Source organism: Mangrovibacterium sp., assembly GCF_059905295.1.
This window is the reverse complement of sequence record NZ_JBZQJF010000020.1, coordinates 1-17,638: the sequence shown is the minus strand read 5'-3', so window position 1 is coordinate 17,638 and position 17,638 is coordinate 1. Positions and strand designations below refer to the sequence as shown.

Genomic DNA, 17,638 nt, shown 5'->3' with positions numbered 1-17,638 from the left:
AGAGTTCCTTCCGTCTTCCCATTTTCACAACCTAACTCCAACGGTTAAGCGCTATATCTTGTCATCGGAATGTATTTATGTTCTGTTAACGGACTACCGATCGGATGATTGAGCTTAGCTGATCGGCTTGCATCACGCCGGCACCGGTCCATTTCACCTGTCCGCCCTGAAACAGTTTCAATGTTGGTACGCTTCTAATTTGAAATTGTTGAGCTAATGCCGGATTCTTATCCACATCAACTTTGATGATCCGAACGTTTTCACCCAGTTGTCCTTTCACTTGTTGCAATATCGGAGCCATCATTTTACAAGGGCCGCACCAAGTCGCAAAAAAGTCGACTAATACGGGGGTGTTGCTGCTAATGAGCTGGTTAAACTGTTCCATTGCTGTCTTCCTCCTTTGCTTTGGGTTTCTTCCTCAGGTCGCTTACCAGGTAGCCGAGTACACCACCATAAAGGGTGCTGGTGTGCCAGTTGGCCTGGATGGGGCAGGTGCCCGAGGTACAACCAATGAAATACCAGTACAGGTATCCGGCAAGCAGCCCAACACTGATGCCGACCACATTCCATTTATGTTTTAATAAAAATTGTTTCAGTTTCATGATCGTTCCATTTCCTGACAAAGAAAACGGAAGGCGGTTCATTTGTCAGTGACTTGAGTCACAAAAGTAAAAAGAAGGTGATTTTCTAAGCCTGGTGTTCAATCAAGGCTGAAAAGTCGATGATTCCTCGTCCGAGGCCAACCAGACCTTTTTGTTCCATTTGCTTGAGGAGGCGGGAGATCACTTCGCGCGATGTATTGAGGTGGAGGGCTATTTCGTGGTGGGTTCCGATGAATTGTTTTTCACCGGTGGCTTTAAAGCGGGCCATCAGGAAGCGGATTAACCGTTGGTCGAGCTCCATGAAGGCAATCGCATCGATCGTTTCCAGTAATTCGTCGAAACGTTTTCGGTAGGCCCACATCATATAGTTTTTCCACGAGGGGTAGCGGCTCATCCATTGGTCGAGGCATTCAACGGGAATTCGGATTAAGGTCGATTGTTGTTCGGCGATGGCCTGGATGTTGCTTTGCTGTTGGCCCATACAGCAGGTGAGAGCCATGCTGCAGGTTTCGCCGGGATGGAGGAAGTACAGGAGTAGCTCGCGACCTTCGGCATCGTGGCGGCTAACACGAATGTTGCCTTCAAGCAGGATGGGAAACGACTTGATGTATTGACCTTCGCGAATGAGTTTTTCTCCCGGTGCCAGTTCAACGAGTGTTGCCTGTTGCTCCATTTCCTGTTGCAATTCCGGCTCTAAAAACGGGAGTCGCTTGTCAATGGCGTCCTTTATATTGTACATAGCAAAAGCTTTTCCAGTTATAAAACCTACCTGATAACAGGGAATCACCAATAGAGATGAAGGTGGAAAGTTTTCCTGGATTCAGGTTGTCCTTGTTATCTGAAGTTGTCGGGTTGTGTTGAAACTTAAAACTTGGAACTTGAAACCTGGAACTCAGGAGAGATTCTCAGCAAAAAGAAACCGGGCTTTTTGTTCCCGGTTTCACGCTATATTAATAGTTTGTTGCTTCAATTTCGAAGTAAGCTTGATCGTGTTCGCAAGCCGGACATTTCTTCGGTGGGCGAGCTGATTCGTGCAGGAATCCGCAAACACGACATTTCCAGGTTACTTTGCCTTCGCGCTCGAATACTTTACCTTCTTCCAGGTTTTTGCATAGCTGGCGGTAGCGTTCTTCGTGATGTTTTTCAATTTTTGCAATTGTTTTAAATACGGTTGCAATTTGCTTAAATCCTTCTTCTTCAGCAATGCGGGCGAACTCAGGGTACAGTTCAGTCCATTCTTCGTTTTCACCATCGGCAGCAGCTTTCAGGTTTTCCATAGTTGTGCCGATAACACCGGCTGGGTATGAAGCCGTAATTTCAACCATTCCGCCTTCCAAAAAGCGGAAGAAACGTTTTGCATGGGCTTGTTCGTTAATGGCAGTTTCTTCAAAAAGTGCAGCAATTTGTTGCAGACCCTCTTTGCGTGCTTGTTTGGCAAAAAACTCGTAGCGGTTTTTTGCTTGCGATTCACCGGCAAAAGCTTTTAAAAGGTTTTGTTCAGTTTTTGTTCCTTTTATACTCATTTGTACTTATTTAATAGTTAATTCTTGGTTCTCTACACTATCAAAATTAAGAAAAATAAGGAGCATTATTTTCGGTTTGGCTTTATTTAGAATTATTCAACGTTGGATGTTTTTCTTGCGTTAACTTTAATTCTTCACTTCGTTTGAGGCTGAAAGTTTTGTCGCCCTGAAATTTTTACGACATTTACCTTCGCATTAGAAGAAAAATTTTGAATTATGACGATTGACCAAATCCAGCAGGAAATAAACGAGGAGTTTTCGATCTATGAAGACTGGATGGATAAATATAGTTACCTGATTGAGTTGGGTAACGATTTGCCCGAACTGGATGCAAAACAGAAAAACGACCAGTATGTAATTAAAGGTTGCCAAAGTCGTGTGTGGCTGATTCCGGAATTGAAGGATGGGAAAATTTATTTCCAGGGAGAGAGTGATGCCGTGATTGTAAAAGGGCTGGTAGCTTTGTTACTGCGGGTTGTCTCGGGTCACACCCCGGACGAAATTATTGAGAGTGAATTACACTTTGTCGACGATATTGGTTTGAAACAGCATTTGTCGCCAACCCGTTCCAATGGCTTGGTGGCGATGATCAAACAAATTAAGTTGTACGCTGTTGCTTATAAGAAGATTTCAGAATAGGAGGAAGATGCAATGGATAACAGAATTGATCTGATTATTGAGAAACTGAAAGATGTTTATGACCCGGAGATTCCGGTTAATATATACGATCTGGGCTTGGTTTACAATGTGGACGTTGATGAAAATAACAAAGCAAACATTGTAATGACGCTGACTGCCCCTGGTTGCCCGGTTGCCGATATGTTGGTGGAAGATACCCGTCAGGCTGCCTTGGCTGCTGAAGGTGTTGAAGATGCCAACGTTGAGTTGACTTTCGAACCACCTTGGGACAAGTCGATGATGAGTGAAGAAGCCCGCCTTGAGTTGGGATTCTTTTAACCAAGACACCTGAAAGCTTTCAGATACAAACCCGGACAATCCGGGTTTTTTTATACCTTGTTGACAGATGAATAAGCGAGAACAACGAGAACGGATAAAGCAAAAGGCTCTTGAGCTGGGTTTCCTGGCTTGCGGTATTTCTAAGGCTGATTATTTGGCGGATGAAAAATCTCGTCTTGAGCAATGGTTGGCCGGTGAAATGAATGGCGAGATGGAATACATGGCCCGAAATGTTGAAAAACGCCTCGATCCGCGCTTGTTGCACGAAGGTACAAAGTCGGTGATCTCGGTTTTGCTGAATTATTATCCAAATGAGAAACAGCAGGACCCGGATGCACCGGTTCTTTCAAAGTATGCTTATGGTACCGATTATCATTTTGTGCTGAAGGATAAACTGAAAGAGTTGCTGAAATTTATTAATGCGGAGATTGCCCCCTGTAATGCACGTGCTTTTGTCGATTCAGCTCCCGTGCTGGATAAAGCTTGGGCAGTGCGTGCCGGTATGGGCTGGATTGGTAAAAACACCAACCTGATTTCGGTGGAACATGGCAGCTTCTTTTTTATAGGCGAGTTATTGGTCGATTTGGAACTTGAGCCGGATGAGCGGATTGTTAGTAATCATTGTGGTAATTGTACCCGTTGCATCGATGCTTGTCCGACAACCGCCATTGTTGCACCTTATGTCGTTGATGCTCGCCGCTGTATTTCTTACCAAACGATTGAGCAGCGTGGTGAGATTGATCCGGATTTGAAAGGCCAATTTAAGGATCGCGTGTTTGGTTGCGATATTTGCCAGGATGTGTGTCCCTGGAACTTGAAGGCTGAGCCCCACGAAGAACCTGCTTTCGATCCGCACCCGAAGTTGATGGCGTTAACCAGGTCGGAATGGCAGAATATGGATGAAGAGCAATTTTCAGAGTTGTTTCGTAAATCGGCCGTTAAGCGAACCAAATACAGTGGGCTCATGCGTAACCTAAGGTTTCTGGAATCGATAGATTAGTTTGATGGGGAAGCGATTTGAATATAGCACGATCTTAATGCCCCGAACCCGGGGAATTCCCGGAACTTTCGCTGGTTTCCCCTACGATGTTCGAAGGGAATTTGGTACAGGTGGTCCGGTTCGCATCAATTGCTGGATTGATGGTATATATAAAACCGGAAGTCTGGTACCTATTGGGAACGGCGAGCATGCAATCCATATCCGAAAGGAAATTTTGAAGCAGATTGGTAAACAGGAAGGCGATGAAGTACGCATGGTTGTTGAGCCAAATCTGGAGCCACCGGTTTTGGTCGTTCCCGAGGATTTTCAGTGGTTGCTGGATGAGGATCAGGAACTGAAAGCAAAATTTGAAGCACTGGCTTTTTCATACAAGACAGCAATTGTCGATTACATCAATCAGGCTAAACGCCCCGATACTCGCGCCAAGCGGATCGAAAACTTTATTCAGCGCATTAAGTTAGGCTTCTTCCCCGGACAGAAAGTTTAAGATTTTAGAGAGAGACGAATAACAAATTAAAAAATACACTACATTTGGCTTGCCATTACTGAAGTGACTTTGTGTTGACTCTGTAATAATTAGAACATATGTTGTAATAAAAGGCGGGAGTAGCTCAGTGGTAGAGCATTGGCTTCCCAAGCCAAGGGCCGCGGGTTCGACCCCCGTTTCCCGCTCAGAAAAATCAGGTTTTCGGATTCCCGAAAACCTGATTTTTTTGTTTTAAGGCCTTCTGAATATCCTGATATTCTGGTGTGTTCCGTTCCGTAATATGTGTAAAATACATTAAGTAGCGAATATGAACTTTCTCTAAACATGTGATGAAATCTATCGAAAATGAGTATTTCGAACATGGATTGAAAGCAGTAATTGCTTATCTTTAGAAAAAAAGCAAACGACTATGGATACCTTAAAACTAATCGAAAATGATCCTTGGTTAAGCGTTCACGCTCCGGTCATCCTATCACGATATCACGAAGCACAAAATAAAGAGGCTGAATTAACGCAAGGAAGAGGCTTGCGGGAATTTGCCAATGGCTATCATTATTATGGATTACACAGAACCGAGCAAGGCTGGGTTTTGAGGGATTGGGCCCCCAATGCCACTTCGATTTACTTAATCGGAGAATGTAATAATTGGGCGAAAAATGATGATTACCGTTTTGTCGCTGTCGGTGATGGGAATTGGGAGTTAGAATTGGATGCTTCTCAGTTAAGCCATGGTGACTTATATGCCTTTCATATTGAGTGGAATGGTGGCGAAGGAAAACGGATCCCCAGTTGGGTGAGCCGGGCTGTACAAGATGATAATACCAAAATTTTTAGTGCTCAGGTTTGGAGCCCGGAAAAACCTTATGAATGGAAGTATCCTGATTTTAACAGGGGACAAGAAGCTCCGTTGATTTATGAGAGCCATGTCGGAATGGCAGGCGAGGAAGAGCGGGTGCATACCTATAATGAATTTCGGATTCATGTTTTGCCGCGCATTAAAGCAGCCGGGTATAATACAGTGCAGCTGATGGCTGTTCCGGAACACCCCTATTACGGGAGCTTTGGTTATCACGTCTCCAGTTTTTTTGCTCCATCGTCGCGCTTTGGTACTCCGGACGAGTTGAAGGCACTGATAGATGAAGCACATGGAATGGGACTTTCAGTCATTATGGACTTAGTGCATTCGCATGCAGTCAAAAATGAAAATGAAGGTTTAGGCCGTTACGATGGCACCCGATATCAGTTCTTTCACAGTGACGGTAAAGGTGAACATCCTGCATGGGATTCCTATTGTTTCGATTATGGCAAAAATGCGGTCCTGCACTTTTTGCTCTCCAATATAAGCTGGTGGCTTGAAGAATTTAAGTTCGACGGTTTTCGCTTCGATGGCGTTACCAGCATGCTGTATTTTGATCATGGGTTAGGTAAGGCCTTTACAGGATATGATGATTATTATAATGGAAACGTTGATGTTGAGGCAACAACTTACTTCTATTTGGCGAATAAACTTATTCATGAGATCAATCCGAATGCCTTGTCTATTGCTGAGGAGATGAGTGGCATGCCGGGGTTGGCAAGTCCGCTCGAAGATGGTGGATTGGGCTTTGATTACCGGATGGCGATGGGAGTTCCAGACTACTGGATTAAGCTGATAAAAGAGGTTTCTGATGAAAACTGGGATGTTGGTCAAATTTTTTTCGAGCTGACCTCGAAGCGGATGGATGAGAAAGTGGTGAGTTATGCTGAGTCGCATGACCAGGCTTTGGTGGGGGATAAAACAATTATTTTCCGTTTGATTGATAAAGAAATGTATTTCAGCATGCGGAAAGATCAACCAAACATGACCGTTGATCGTGGTATTGCCTTGCATAAAATGATCCGGCTGGCTACAGCGGCTTCTGCCGGTGGTGCTTATCTCAACTTCATGGGAAACGAGTTTGGACATCCCGAATGGATTGATTTCCCGCGCGAGGGAAATAATTGGTCGTTTAAACATGCGCGCAGGTTATGGAGTATTGCTGAAAATCCGGAACTGCGTTTTCACTGGTTGGCCGATTTTGACAGGGAGATGATTCAGTGGATCAGAGATAATCGCTTACTCAATGTTCCTGAAGTCTACTGGCGATTTGATAATAGAGGAGACGAAATTCTTGCATTTCAAAGAGGAGACTACTTGCTGGTGTTCAATTTTAATCCGGTTAATTCATTTACAGGCTATGGAATTCCATTGGAGGCCTCTAAATGGAAGATTGTCTTTGACACGGATGAGGAACGCTTTGGAGGACAAGGTCGAATTGAGCATGGAATAACATATTATACAAAACCTTCGGGTGGGTTAACAAGTCAGCATTACCTGAACTTGTATCTTCCGGCAAGAACAGCACTGGTGTTAAAAAAACAAGCTTTTAGAAAGGTTCGATAAAAAAGCGATTCGGATGAATAGGTATTATACGGAAATTGAGTTTGAAGACTATGAATGGAAGATTGGCTATGACGACAAGCTTTTGTTTATGGGTTCATGTTTTACCGAGAATATTGGTGGAATGATGGAAGAACTCAAATTTCAAACCCTTATAAATCCTTTCGGCATATTATACAATCCGATGTCGATTGCAGCCAGCTTGCGTCGGTTGATGGATCAGCAGAAGTACACACGGCAAGATTTGTTTCATCATAACGGTGTTTGGGGTAGTTTCGACTTTCATAGCCGTTATTCAGCATCATCAGCAGATGAGGCTTTGTCGAAGATGAATGAGCAAGTTCAGGCTGGTCATCAGTTTCTGAAGGAAGCAAACTACCTGGTTCTGACTTTGGGAACAGCTTGGGTGTACGATTTGAAAGCAACCGGCACTTTAGTGGCTAACTGTCATAAGTTTCCGGCTTCGGATTTTTTGCGCTATCGGCTGAGCCAGGAACAGATAGTTATAGAATTTAGTAATTTGTTAACGCAATTATTTGAAATTAACCCAAAATTAAGGATTTTGTCAACGGTTAGCCCGATTCGACATCTTAAAGATACGGCTCATGGTAATCAGCTAAGCAAATCAACGCTTTTGCTGGCACTCGATCAGTTGGCTTCTGAAAATGAGAAAAGTCGTTTGACGTATTTCCCATCCTATGAAATTGTGATGGACGAATTGCGCGATTACCGTTTCTATGCGCCGGATTTGGTTCATTTGTCGGCAGTAGCCGTGGAACATATTTGGGGTAAATTTTGTGATGTTTTAGTGAATAAAGAAGCTCGTGGTTTGATGACTCAAATTGAAAAACTGAAGAAAGCTGCGGCTCATAAACCGTTTCGGAAAGATACACCCGAGTATGCAAAATTTTTAACACAGATTATAAATAAGATAGAGCAGTTAACAAATAGTTTTCCTAATCTTAACCTAGACAGAGAGAAAGAATATTTTCAAACGGAAATGAACGGATGTGAACAACAATGAACAGATTCAATAGGAAATGTTTCAGTATGTTTGTATGGTATCATCCCCTGTTATTTCCTGATAATAGCAATGATTGAAATTATTTTAGGCCTAAAGTCTGAAACGTATGAGTTATCTAAAATTTGATAAAAGTAATTTGGTTAATTTGGAGTATTCTCTTAATAGAGAAGTTATTCGCTCCAACAGGTCCGGTTCGTATATGAGTACAACAATTGCTGGTTGTAATACCCGTAAGTACCATGGGATCCTTATCTCGCCTATTGAAGATTTCGAGGGCGACAAGCACCTTTTGCTAAGTTCCCTTGATGAAACGGTTATTCAACACGGTGCAGAATTTAATCTCGGTATTCATAAATACGAGGGTGATCACTATGAACCCAAAGGACATAAATATATTCGGGATTTTGATGCTGAGTTTGTGCCGAAAACGACCTGGCGGGTTGGGGGTGTTGTATTAACCAAAGAAAGGCTTTTGGTCGAAAATGAAGAGCAAGCTTTAATTCGTTACACCTTGGTGGAAGCGAACTCACCTACAACATTAAGGTTGAAACCTTTTTTGGCTTTCCGCAGCATTCATCAGCTGAGTAAAGCGAATCTGTATGCCAATACTAAATTTTCTTCTATTGATAATGGTATCAAGATTCGCCTCTACGAAGGCTATCCTTTCCTTCATATGCAGTTGTCGAAGAAAGGCGAGTTTGTGGCAGTCCCTCACTGGTATAATAACATTGAATATTATAAGGAGAAGGAAAGAGGCTTTGATTATCAGGAAGACCTTTATGTTCCCGGTTACTTTGAGATCCCGATTAAAAAAGGAGAAAGTGTAATCTTTTCGGCTTCTACAAAAGAATCGAAAACCGGGGCGTTGAAAACAAAATTTACGAAAGAAACAGGTAAACGTGTTCCCCGAACTTCATTTTTAAATTGTTTGAAGAATTCGGCCCAACAGTTTATCGTTCGAAATAAAAAAGATGTAGATATTATTGCCGGTTTCCCTTGGTATCCCGGCCTAACCCGTCAAACATTTATTGCATTGCCGGGATTAACGCTCGCAAATAATGATCGAGAAACATTTGAACAGGTTATTGATACCCAACTGAAAGGAATTAAAAACGGACTCTTTCCGAAAGTCTTCAATAAACCGGAATGTGGGTATGATACATTAGATGTTTCGTTGTGGTTTTTTTGGGCAATTCAGCAACTCTGTCGAAATGATAAATGTGGCAGTTCTATCTGGCTGAAGTACGGAAAAGTGATGAAGGATATTTTGGAGGCCTATAAGAATGGAGCTGGTTTTGGAATAAAAATGTATTCAAATGGGTTGATTGGATCTGATCAAACCGACCAGCCAATGACATGGATGGAATCGGTTGTGGACGGAAAACCCGTTGTGAAACGATTAGCCTCGCCGGTTGAGGTTAATGCACTTTGGTATAATGCTGTATGCCATGCATTAGAACTGGCTGGTGTTGCACGTGATAAAGAATTTTTGAAAGAATGGGAACAGCTGCCGGCACTTATAGCCAAGTCATTCACCGAAGAATTTTGGAGTGACGAGAAAGGTTATTTGGCCGATTCAGTTAGTGATACAGATAAAGACTGGACTGTGCGTCCGAATATGGTTATTGCCGCGGCAATGGAATATACACCGCTCGATCGGGAGAAACAAAAGTCAGTACTTAGCATTGCAAAACAGCAATTGTTGACTCCCCGTGGTTTACGGTCGTTAAGTCCCGAGAGTCCTGAATATGAGGGAATCGTTAACGGGAGTGTTGATCAGCGTAACCGGGTTATCTACCAGGGGGCTGCATGGCCCTGGTTGGTACAGTTCTTTGTCGAGGCCTATCTTAATGTACATAAGCGTGGTGGAGTCCATGTTATTAAACGGATGTTGGAGGATTTTGAAAGCGATATGACAGAACACTGTGTTGGTTCAATATCTGAAATGTACAATGGAAACCCACCGCATTTGGCGAAAGGTGCTGTTTCTCAGGCATGGAGCGTTGCCTCAATAACTCGTTCTATTGGGTTACTTGTTGATTTTGAAGAGTAGAAAATGTTTAACTTACTAGTTCTTATAGGCGTATGAAAATTTTAATGTTTGGTTGGGAATTTCCTCCGCATATTTCCGGGGGGTTAGGAACAGCTTGTTACGGGCTAACAAAGGGGTTAGCCGAACTGAAAGATGTTGATGTAACGTTTGTTGTTCCAAAGGCGTACGGCGATGAAGATCAATCAAGCATGGAGTTGATCGGGGCAAATAATGTTTCAATAACCCGTAAAAAAGTGCATTTCAAAGACCTTCAAAAGAAAATTGATTATTATGAAGTAGAATCCGGAATGGTTCCTTATATGGATCCGGAAGAGTTTTGGAAGCTAAGCAGTAAAAAATATGCCGAGAAAACTCGCTTTGTTGAGACTTCTGAAGAAGGGAAACTGGAGTTTACCGGGAAATACGGAGCCGACTTGCTACACGAAATTTACAAGTATTCGGTGGTAGCAAAAATTATTGCACGCGATAACGAGTTTGATCTGATACATGCACACGATTGGTTGGCATATCCGGCTGGTATTGCTGCTAAAGAAATTAGCGGTAAACCTTTGGTAATTCACGTTCATGCGACCGACTTCGACCGTAGCGGTGGGAGCGTAAACCCGCAGGTGTACGAAATAGAAAAACGGGGAATGGATGCTGCTGATCAAATTATTACAGTTAGTAACCTTACCCGGAAGATTGTGATTGAAAAGTATGGTATCAATCCCGAGAAAGTAACAACCGTTTATAATGCTGTTGAGCCGGTAAGTGAGCAGGAAAAGGTGAAGCTGAAAAAAGGGGTCGATGAAAAGATCGTTACCTTTTTGGGACGTATTACAATGCAGAAAGGACCGGAATATTTTGTGGAAGCAGCCAATCTGGTGTTGAAGAAAATGAATAATGTTCGGTTTGTGATGGCAGGAAGTGGCGATATGATGGATGCTATGGTAAGACGGGCCGCTGCTTTGAAGATCTCGGATCGGTTCCATTTTACAGGCTTCCTAAAGGGGGATGATGTGTTTGATATGTTCAGAATGAGCGATGTGTTTGTTATGCCTTCGGTCTCTGAACCGTTTGGAATTGTTCCGCTTGAGGCTATGCAGTCGAATGTGCCGGTTATCATCTCGAATCAATCTGGTGTGTCCGAGATCCTGAAATATGCGATTAAAATTGATTATTGGGATACACATGCTATGGCTGATGCCATTTATGGCTTGTTGAATTACCCGGCCTTGTGGAATACGTTCAAAAAATACGGAAAAGAAGAGGTGGACAGCCTGCAATGGCGGCAGTCGGCAAAAGATGTACGTGATGTCTACCAAAAGAGTATTGGATTAACAAAGATTAAAACGAGATAAATATGAGAGCCATTTGTCTAAACTTTCAAATTCATCAACCTTTTCGCTTTCGCCGTTATCGTTTTTTCGATATTGGTAATGATCATTACTACTACGATGACTATTCCAATGAAACAATCTTGCGAAAAATGGCTGATCATGCCTATTTACCGGCAAACCAGATATTACTTGATTTAATTAAGAAATACAAAGATAAATTTAAGGTCAGTTTTACGATCTCTGGAATTGCTTTGGAGCAACTTGAGCTTTATGCCCCTGAAGTGCTCGATTCATTTATTGACTTAGCCGAAACAGGACAGGTTGAGTTTGTAGCCGAGCCATATGCTCATTCCTTAGTGGCATTGAAAAGCCCGGAGGTGTTTAAATCACAAGTTGAAAAGCATATGGACATGATTGAAAAGTACTTTGGTCAACGTCCGTCAGTTTTGTGTAATTCGGAGAAAGTTTACTCGGATGAGATCGGTGATATTGCAGCAGAAATGGGCTTTAAGGCAATGCTAACAGAGGGGGCTAAACATATCCTTGGATGGAAATCGCCAAACTACCTTTATTGCAGCGCGTCAAACCCAAGGCTCAAATTGCTGATGCGTAACTTTCAGTTGAGCGACGACTTGTCTTTTCGGTTCTCGAATCAGGCCTGGAGCGAATATCCGCTTACCCCTGGCAAATTTGTCGATTGGCTCAACGATGATAAAAAGAACGAGGTGATCAACCTGTTTATGGATTACGAGGTATTTGGTGTCTATCAACCGGAGTCCTCGGGGATTTTTAAGTTTTTGGAGGAATTGCCGAAGATGGTTTTGAAAACGGCTGGTATGAAGTTTGCGACACCCTCGGAGCTGGCTGATGATCTTCAACCAATTGCCCCGGTAAGTGTCTCGCATCCGATATCATGGTCGAATGAAGAACGCGATCTTTCGGTTTGGTTGGGGAATGAGTTACAGCAAGAGGCTTTTGATAAGTTATACCGGTTACAACAAAAGATGATCAATGTAACCGAACCGGAACTCGTAAAAGATTGGGAGTACCTACAGGTAAGCAATCATTTTTACTATATGAACACGAGATTCTTTATCGATGGACATGCGCAACGGAACTATAATCCGTTTGAAAGTCCGTATGAGGCATTTATTAATTATATGAATGTTTTAAGTGATTTCGAACTTCGTTTGAATAGTTTTGTTCCTGAAAATAAGATTGAAAAAGAAATTGCGGCTCTAAATAAATTACTTGAGGAGAAAGAAGATAAACTCAAGAAATATGAATTAGAATTAAAGAATTTAACAACCGGCAAAGTGAAAAAAGACAGGACCACGAAGCCGGTAACCATTAAAAAGAAGAAGACCGCAACTAAATCTGCTAAAAAAGATTAGATGTTAAACCCGTTTTTAGCATGACTCAAAACCTGAGGCAGGGGTCACTGAACTATTTGGGGTGTATAGTTGTATTAAGCTATTACGCCGGATAACGTTTGGTGGAGTTGTGTTGAATGTTTAAAAACGACATGTTGTGGAAATACCGAAATGGAAAAAACTGTTTGTTGAATCAAACATCCCGGAAAAGTTAGCTCCTCTGAAAGAGTTGAGCAAAAACTTATGGTGGGCTTGGAATACCGATGCCCGTGAACTTTTTGAAGAAATAGATCCCGAGATATGGGAAGAAACGGCTCATAATCCAATCGATTTGTTGGATAAGGTCAGTTATCAACGCTTTCTGGAGTTAGAAGGTGATGATCTTTTTATGGGTAAAATGCAAGCTGCACTCAAGCATTTGCATAAATATCTGGCAGAGCGAGAAGATCTTGATGGCCCGGAAATTGCCTACTTCAGTATGGAATACGGCTTACACGATAGTTTGAAAATCTTTTCCGGAGGTTTAGGTATCTTGGCCGGTGACTACCTGAAAGAAGCCAGTGACTCAAAAGTGAATTTAGTGGCTGTTGGTTTGTTGTATCGTTTTGGATATTTCAAACAAACAATCTCTATTCATGGAGATCAGATGGCCAACTATGACGCACAACAGTTTAATAAGGTGCCGGTTCAGCCGGCATTGGATGCCGATGGCAACTGGATTGAAATTGAGGTTGAATATCCGGGACGCATGCTGAAAGCCCGCGTGTGGGAAGCAAAAGTTGGTAGCGTAAGCCTTTATCTGCTTGATTCCGACTTTGATGCCAATCGTGAAGACGATCGTTTTGTGACTCATCACCTGTATGGCGGAGATAATGAAAACCGACTGAAACAAGAGATGTTACTTGGCTTGGGAGGTATTCGTGCTCTGCGTAAATTGGGATACCAATCGCAATTGTACCACTGTAACGAAGGTCATGCAGCCATGATCGGTCTGGAACGGGTGAAAGATTTCATGAATGAAAAAGGATTAACCTTTAAACAAGCCAAAGAGGTCGTTCGTGCGTCTACGCTTTTTACGACACATACACCGGTTCCGGCAGGACACGATGCTTTTCACCAGGATTTATTCCGCGGTTATATGAATTACTTTGCCGAGAAAATTGGTTTAAACTGGGATGACTTTATCATGCTGGGAAAAGCCAAGCCGGAAGAGGACCACTTCAATATGAGTTTCCTGGCAGCGAACATGTCGCAGGGAATTAACGGTGTAAGTTGGTTGCATGGTGAAGTGTCAAAAGATATTTTAAAAGATCTGTATGAAGGGTTCTTACCGGAAGAACTCAATATTGGCTATGTAACTAATGGGGTACACTATCCCACCTGGACAGCCAAAGAATGGAAGGAACTTCATCTGAAATATTTTGGAGATACATTTGTTGAAGAGCAACTGGATTTCGATTTGTGGGAGAAGGTTTACAAAGTTCCCGATGAGGATGTTTGGAACGTGAAGCGCGATCTGAAGCTGAAAATGATCGATTATATCAAGGAGCGTTTTGCAGATAACTGGATTCAACGTCACGAAAATCCGAAGTTAATTTCGGAGGTGTTAAGCAAGCTGAATCCTAATGCACTGACGATTGGTTTTGCTCGTCGATTTGCAACTTACAAGCGTGCTCACTTGTTGTTCCGCAACCTCGACCGTTTATCAAAGATTGTAAATGATCCGGATCGACCGGTGCAATTTATCTTTGCCGGTAAAGCTCACCCTGCGGATAAAGCAGGTCAGGACTTGATCAAGTATATTATCGAAATATCGAAGAGACCTGAGTTCCTTGGGAAAATCATTTTCGTTCAGAACTACGATATTAACCTGGCAAAAGTATTGTTGCAAGGCGTTGATATTTGGTTAAATACACCAACCCGCCCGTTAGAAGCATCGGGTACCAGTGGTGAAAAAGGTGTGATGAACGGTACAATCCACTTCTCAGTACTTGATGGTTGGTGGGTTGAAGGATACAAGGAGAATGCCGGCTGGGCATTACCGATGGAACGCACTTATGATGTTCAGGATCTTCAGGATGAATTGGATGCTGATACCATCTACAACATCTTTGATCACGAGATTATCCCGACTTATTACGACCGGAATGAAAAAGGCTATTCCGAAGAATGGGTTAAAGTAGTGAAGAATACGATTGGACAGGTAGCTCCTAATTTTACAACGACCCGGATGATCCGGGATTACCAGGAACGTTTTTATCAACCGCAGGCAAGTCGTTACCTTCATTTGGTTGACAGTGACTTTAAGGTCGCTAAAGAACTGGCTGCATGGAAAGACAAAGTTGCCGGAGTTTGGAATGATATCCAGGTGCTTAATGTTCAACTTTCTGATGGAATTACCAACGCTTTAAAGATTGGTGAAAGCTATCCGGCCAAGGTTGTACTCGATCTGAAAGGACTTTCTTCTGATGATATTGGTCTGGAGATGTTGATTACATCATCGGGCACTAACGGACAGATGGAGTTGGTGGAAACACTTCAGTTTGAGGCTGTTCCTGCTGAAGGCTCCAAAACAACTTATAAGTTGGATATCACAATTATGGATCCGGGGTCCTATAATTATGGACTACGCATGTATCCGAAGAATGATGACCTTCCCCATCGTCAGGATTTCAAGTATTTAAAATGGTTGTAATAAAACCGAATATAATTGAGGACAAGAGGCTGCTGAAAAGTAGCCTCTTTTTTTTATCCGGTGAAAAGACAGGGGTGAGGTTTGGGCACTTTCAAAATAAAGCTAATTTTGTTGCTTACTATATTGAAAAACCAAGTTATGGCTGGAGAAAAAAACCTTGGATCGAAGATTAAACAGCTACGATCAACTCAAAATTTAAGTCTGGAGGAGTTGGCAGAACGTAGTGGCTTGCTTGCAGCGCAAATCGAAAAAATTGAAAAAGAAGCAATAATTCCTTCCTTATCCCCACTGATTAAAATTGCAAGGGCATTAGGTGTACGCTTAGGAACTTTCCTGGATGATTCGGATCATTTGGGGCCGGTTGTTGTGCGTAATGGTAAACCTGCGGACGGCGTTCGTTTTACATCAGAAGAAAACGGGTCGCGGGAACACTTGAATTTTCTCTCGTTGGCCGCTGATAAAGCGGGACGAAATATGGAACCGTTCATTGTGGAGATTGAGCCTTCTGAACAGTCGGACTACAAACTATCGACCCACGAGGGCGAAGAATTTATTTATGTTCTTGAGGGTGAAGTTGAGATTAATTACGGGAAAGATTTGTATCAACTAAGTGCGGGCGACAGTATTTACATCGACTCAATTGTTATGCACAATGTGCATGCTAAAACGCGGGAAAAAGCACGTGTATTGGTCGTTTTATATACCCCTTTTTGATATTAGCTGAATCTTCAAATTATTAGCATGCAGTTAATCGATTATACGTTAGGAGGCATCCTCGAGAAATATGCATTCGAAACACCCGATCAGGAGTTTATGGTTTATCCGGATCGGAACCTGCGATTTACTTACAGCGAGTTTAACCAGCGAGTTGATCAGTTGGCTAAAGGCTTGATGTACATTGGTGTAGGTGAGGGCGATAAAGTTGGTATTTGGGCAAATAATGTGCCCGATTGGTTAACCTTTATGTTTGCATCTGCCAAGATTGGAGCGGTTTTGGTTACAATCAACACGAACTATAAACTCTCCGAACTGGAATATTTGCTGAAGGATGCCGATATTCATACCCTATGTCTGATTGGTAATTACCGGGACAGCGATTATGTGAATATGATCTTTGACCTTGTTCCCGAGCTGAAAAGTCAACCACGTGGTGAGTTACATTCTGCGAATTTTCCTGAACTGAAGAACATCGTTTTTATCGGGCCGGAGAAACATCGTGGTATGTTCAATACGGCCGAGTTAATCCTTTTGGGAGGTCACCTGGATGATTTGGAACTCGAGGAGGTAAAAGAGCGTGTCAACTGTCACGATGTTGTGAACATGCAGTATACATCGGGGACAACAGGTTTCCCAAAGGGAGTTATGCTCTCGCATCATAATATTCTGAATAACGGAAAAGCAACCGGCGAGTGTATGCGTTATACAGCTGCTGAGCGTTTGTTGATTTGTGTGCCGTTTTTCCATTGCTTTGGATGTGTGCTGGCTTTGTGCGCCGTTGTAACCCACGGGGCAACGATGGTTATCACGGAGGATTTCAATCCTTTGATGGTTTTGGCTTCTGTCGAGAAAGAGAAGTGTACAGCACTTTACGGAGTGCCAACCATGTTTATTGCCGAGCTGCATCACCCCATGTTCGATATGTTTGATCTGTCGAGCCTGAGGACCGGTATTATGGCCGGAGCACTTTGTCCGATTGAGACGATGAAACAGGTGATGGAGAAAATGCATATGAAAGACGTCATCAGTGTGTATGGCCTGACTGAATCGTCACCCGGTATGACGGCTACCCGCACCCATAACTCGCCGGAGGTTCGGGCAACAACAGTGGGCTTCGAATTTCCGAATGTTGAAGTTGCTGTTATTGATCCGGAAACGGGTGAAGAATGTCCGGATAATGTACAAGGCGAAATGTGTTGCCGTGGCTACAATGTTATGAAAGGCTACTACAAGAATGAAGAGGCTACCCGCCATGCCATTGATAAAGAGGGCTGGCTGCACTCGGGCGATTTGGGTATACGTGGTGATGATGGCTTTTTCCGGATCACGGGGCGTATCAAGGATATGATTATCCGTGGTGGTGAGAATATTTACCCTCGGGAAATCGAGAACTACTTGTTTAAAATGCCGCAAATTGAAGCTGTTGAGGTAGCCGGCATTCCTAGTCCGAAATATGGCGAGCAAGTTGG

16 protein-coding genes and 1 tRNA gene are annotated in these 17,638 nt (G+C 42.9%); 13 read left to right on the top strand and 4 right to left on the bottom strand.

Annotated elements, in window-relative coordinates; all coding sequences use genetic code 11:
- Positions 1 to 85 precede the first annotated feature (85 nt).
- The 4 genes from trxA to rbr form a co-directional block, all read right to left on the bottom strand.
- Positions 86 to 385, bottom strand: a complete 300-nt coding sequence (gene trxA, locus AC37HE_RS01030) for a thioredoxin (RefSeq protein ID WP_500780911.1) — start codon at positions 383 to 385, stop codon at positions 86 to 88.
- On the bottom strand, positions 372 to 602 hold the full coding sequence (locus tag AC37HE_RS01025; RefSeq protein ID WP_500780910.1) for a DUF6132 family protein: 231 nt from the start codon (positions 600 to 602) through the stop codon (positions 372 to 374). Before AC37HE_RS01025 ends, trxA begins: the two co-directional genes overlap by 14 nt.
- A gap of 85 nt (positions 603 to 687) precedes the next feature.
- Positions 688 to 1,341: a Crp/Fnr family transcriptional regulator gene (locus AC37HE_RS01020; protein WP_500780909.1), complete on the bottom strand. Its 654-nt coding sequence runs from the start codon at positions 1,339 to 1,341 to the stop codon at positions 688 to 690.
- 211 nt (positions 1,342 to 1,552) lie between these two features.
- Positions 1,553 to 2,125 (bottom strand): rubrerythrin, encoded by a 573-nt coding sequence (gene rbr, locus AC37HE_RS01015; protein ID WP_500780908.1) that lies wholly within the window; start codon positions 2,123 to 2,125, stop codon positions 1,553 to 1,555.
- Positions 2,126 to 2,341: 216 nt separating this feature from the next.
- Between rbr and AC37HE_RS01010 the strand changes: the two genes are divergently transcribed.
- The 13 genes from AC37HE_RS01010 to AC37HE_RS00950 all read left to right on the top strand — a co-directional run.
- Entirely contained in the window at positions 2,342 to 2,764 is a 423-nt protein-coding gene (locus AC37HE_RS01010) for a SufE family protein (RefSeq protein WP_500780907.1), read from the top strand.
- A 12-nt stretch (positions 2,765 to 2,776) separates the two neighbouring features.
- Positions 2,777 to 3,082, top strand: a complete 306-nt coding sequence (locus tag AC37HE_RS01005; RefSeq protein WP_500780906.1) for a metal-sulfur cluster assembly factor — start codon at positions 2,777 to 2,779, stop codon at positions 3,080 to 3,082.
- 67 nt (positions 3,083 to 3,149) lie between these two features.
- On the top strand, positions 3,150 to 4,082 hold the full coding sequence (gene queG, locus AC37HE_RS01000; RefSeq protein ID WP_500780905.1) for a tRNA epoxyqueuosine(34) reductase QueG: 933 nt from the start codon (positions 3,150 to 3,152) through the stop codon (positions 4,080 to 4,082).
- 37 nt (positions 4,083 to 4,119) lie between these two features.
- Complete coding sequence (locus AC37HE_RS00995; RefSeq protein WP_500780904.1) at positions 4,120 to 4,569, top strand: YdeI/OmpD-associated family protein; 450 nt, start codon at positions 4,120 to 4,122, stop codon at positions 4,567 to 4,569.
- Positions 4,570 to 4,682: 113 nt separating this feature from the next.
- Positions 4,683 to 4,754 (top strand) — tRNA-Gly (locus tag AC37HE_RS00990).
- 224 nt (positions 4,755 to 4,978) lie between these two features.
- Complete coding sequence (locus AC37HE_RS00985; protein ID WP_500780903.1) at positions 4,979 to 6,991, top strand: alpha amylase C-terminal domain-containing protein; 2,013 nt, start codon at positions 4,979 to 4,981, stop codon at positions 6,989 to 6,991.
- Positions 6,992 to 7,004: 13 nt separating this feature from the next.
- On the top strand, positions 7,005 to 8,012 hold the full coding sequence (locus AC37HE_RS00980) for a GSCFA domain-containing protein (RefSeq protein WP_500780902.1): 1,008 nt from the start codon (positions 7,005 to 7,007) through the stop codon (positions 8,010 to 8,012).
- A 106-nt stretch (positions 8,013 to 8,118) separates the two neighbouring features.
- Positions 8,119 to 10,065, top strand: coding sequence for an amylo-alpha-1,6-glucosidase (locus tag AC37HE_RS00975; RefSeq protein WP_500780901.1), 1,947 nt, complete (start codon positions 8,119 to 8,121; stop codon positions 10,063 to 10,065).
- 32 nt (positions 10,066 to 10,097) lie between these two features.
- Entirely contained in the window at positions 10,098 to 11,405 is a 1,308-nt protein-coding gene (locus tag AC37HE_RS00970; protein ID WP_500780900.1) for a glycosyltransferase family 4 protein, read from the top strand.
- Between the two features lie 2 nt (positions 11,406 to 11,407).
- Positions 11,408 to 12,778 (top strand): glycoside hydrolase family 57 protein, encoded by a 1,371-nt coding sequence (locus AC37HE_RS00965; protein ID WP_500780899.1) that lies wholly within the window; start codon positions 11,408 to 11,410, stop codon positions 12,776 to 12,778.
- Between the two features lie 136 nt (positions 12,779 to 12,914).
- Entirely contained in the window at positions 12,915 to 15,452 is a 2,538-nt protein-coding gene (gene glgP / locus AC37HE_RS00960; RefSeq protein ID WP_500780898.1) for an alpha-glucan family phosphorylase, read from the top strand.
- 138 nt (positions 15,453 to 15,590) lie between these two features.
- Positions 15,591 to 16,166, top strand: coding sequence for a helix-turn-helix domain-containing protein (locus tag AC37HE_RS00955; RefSeq protein ID WP_500780897.1), 576 nt, complete (start codon positions 15,591 to 15,593; stop codon positions 16,164 to 16,166).
- Positions 16,167 to 16,193: 27 nt separating this feature from the next.
- The coding region (locus tag AC37HE_RS00950; RefSeq protein WP_500780896.1) for an AMP-binding protein at positions 16,194 to 17,638 on the top strand (1,445 nt) is incomplete at its 3' end.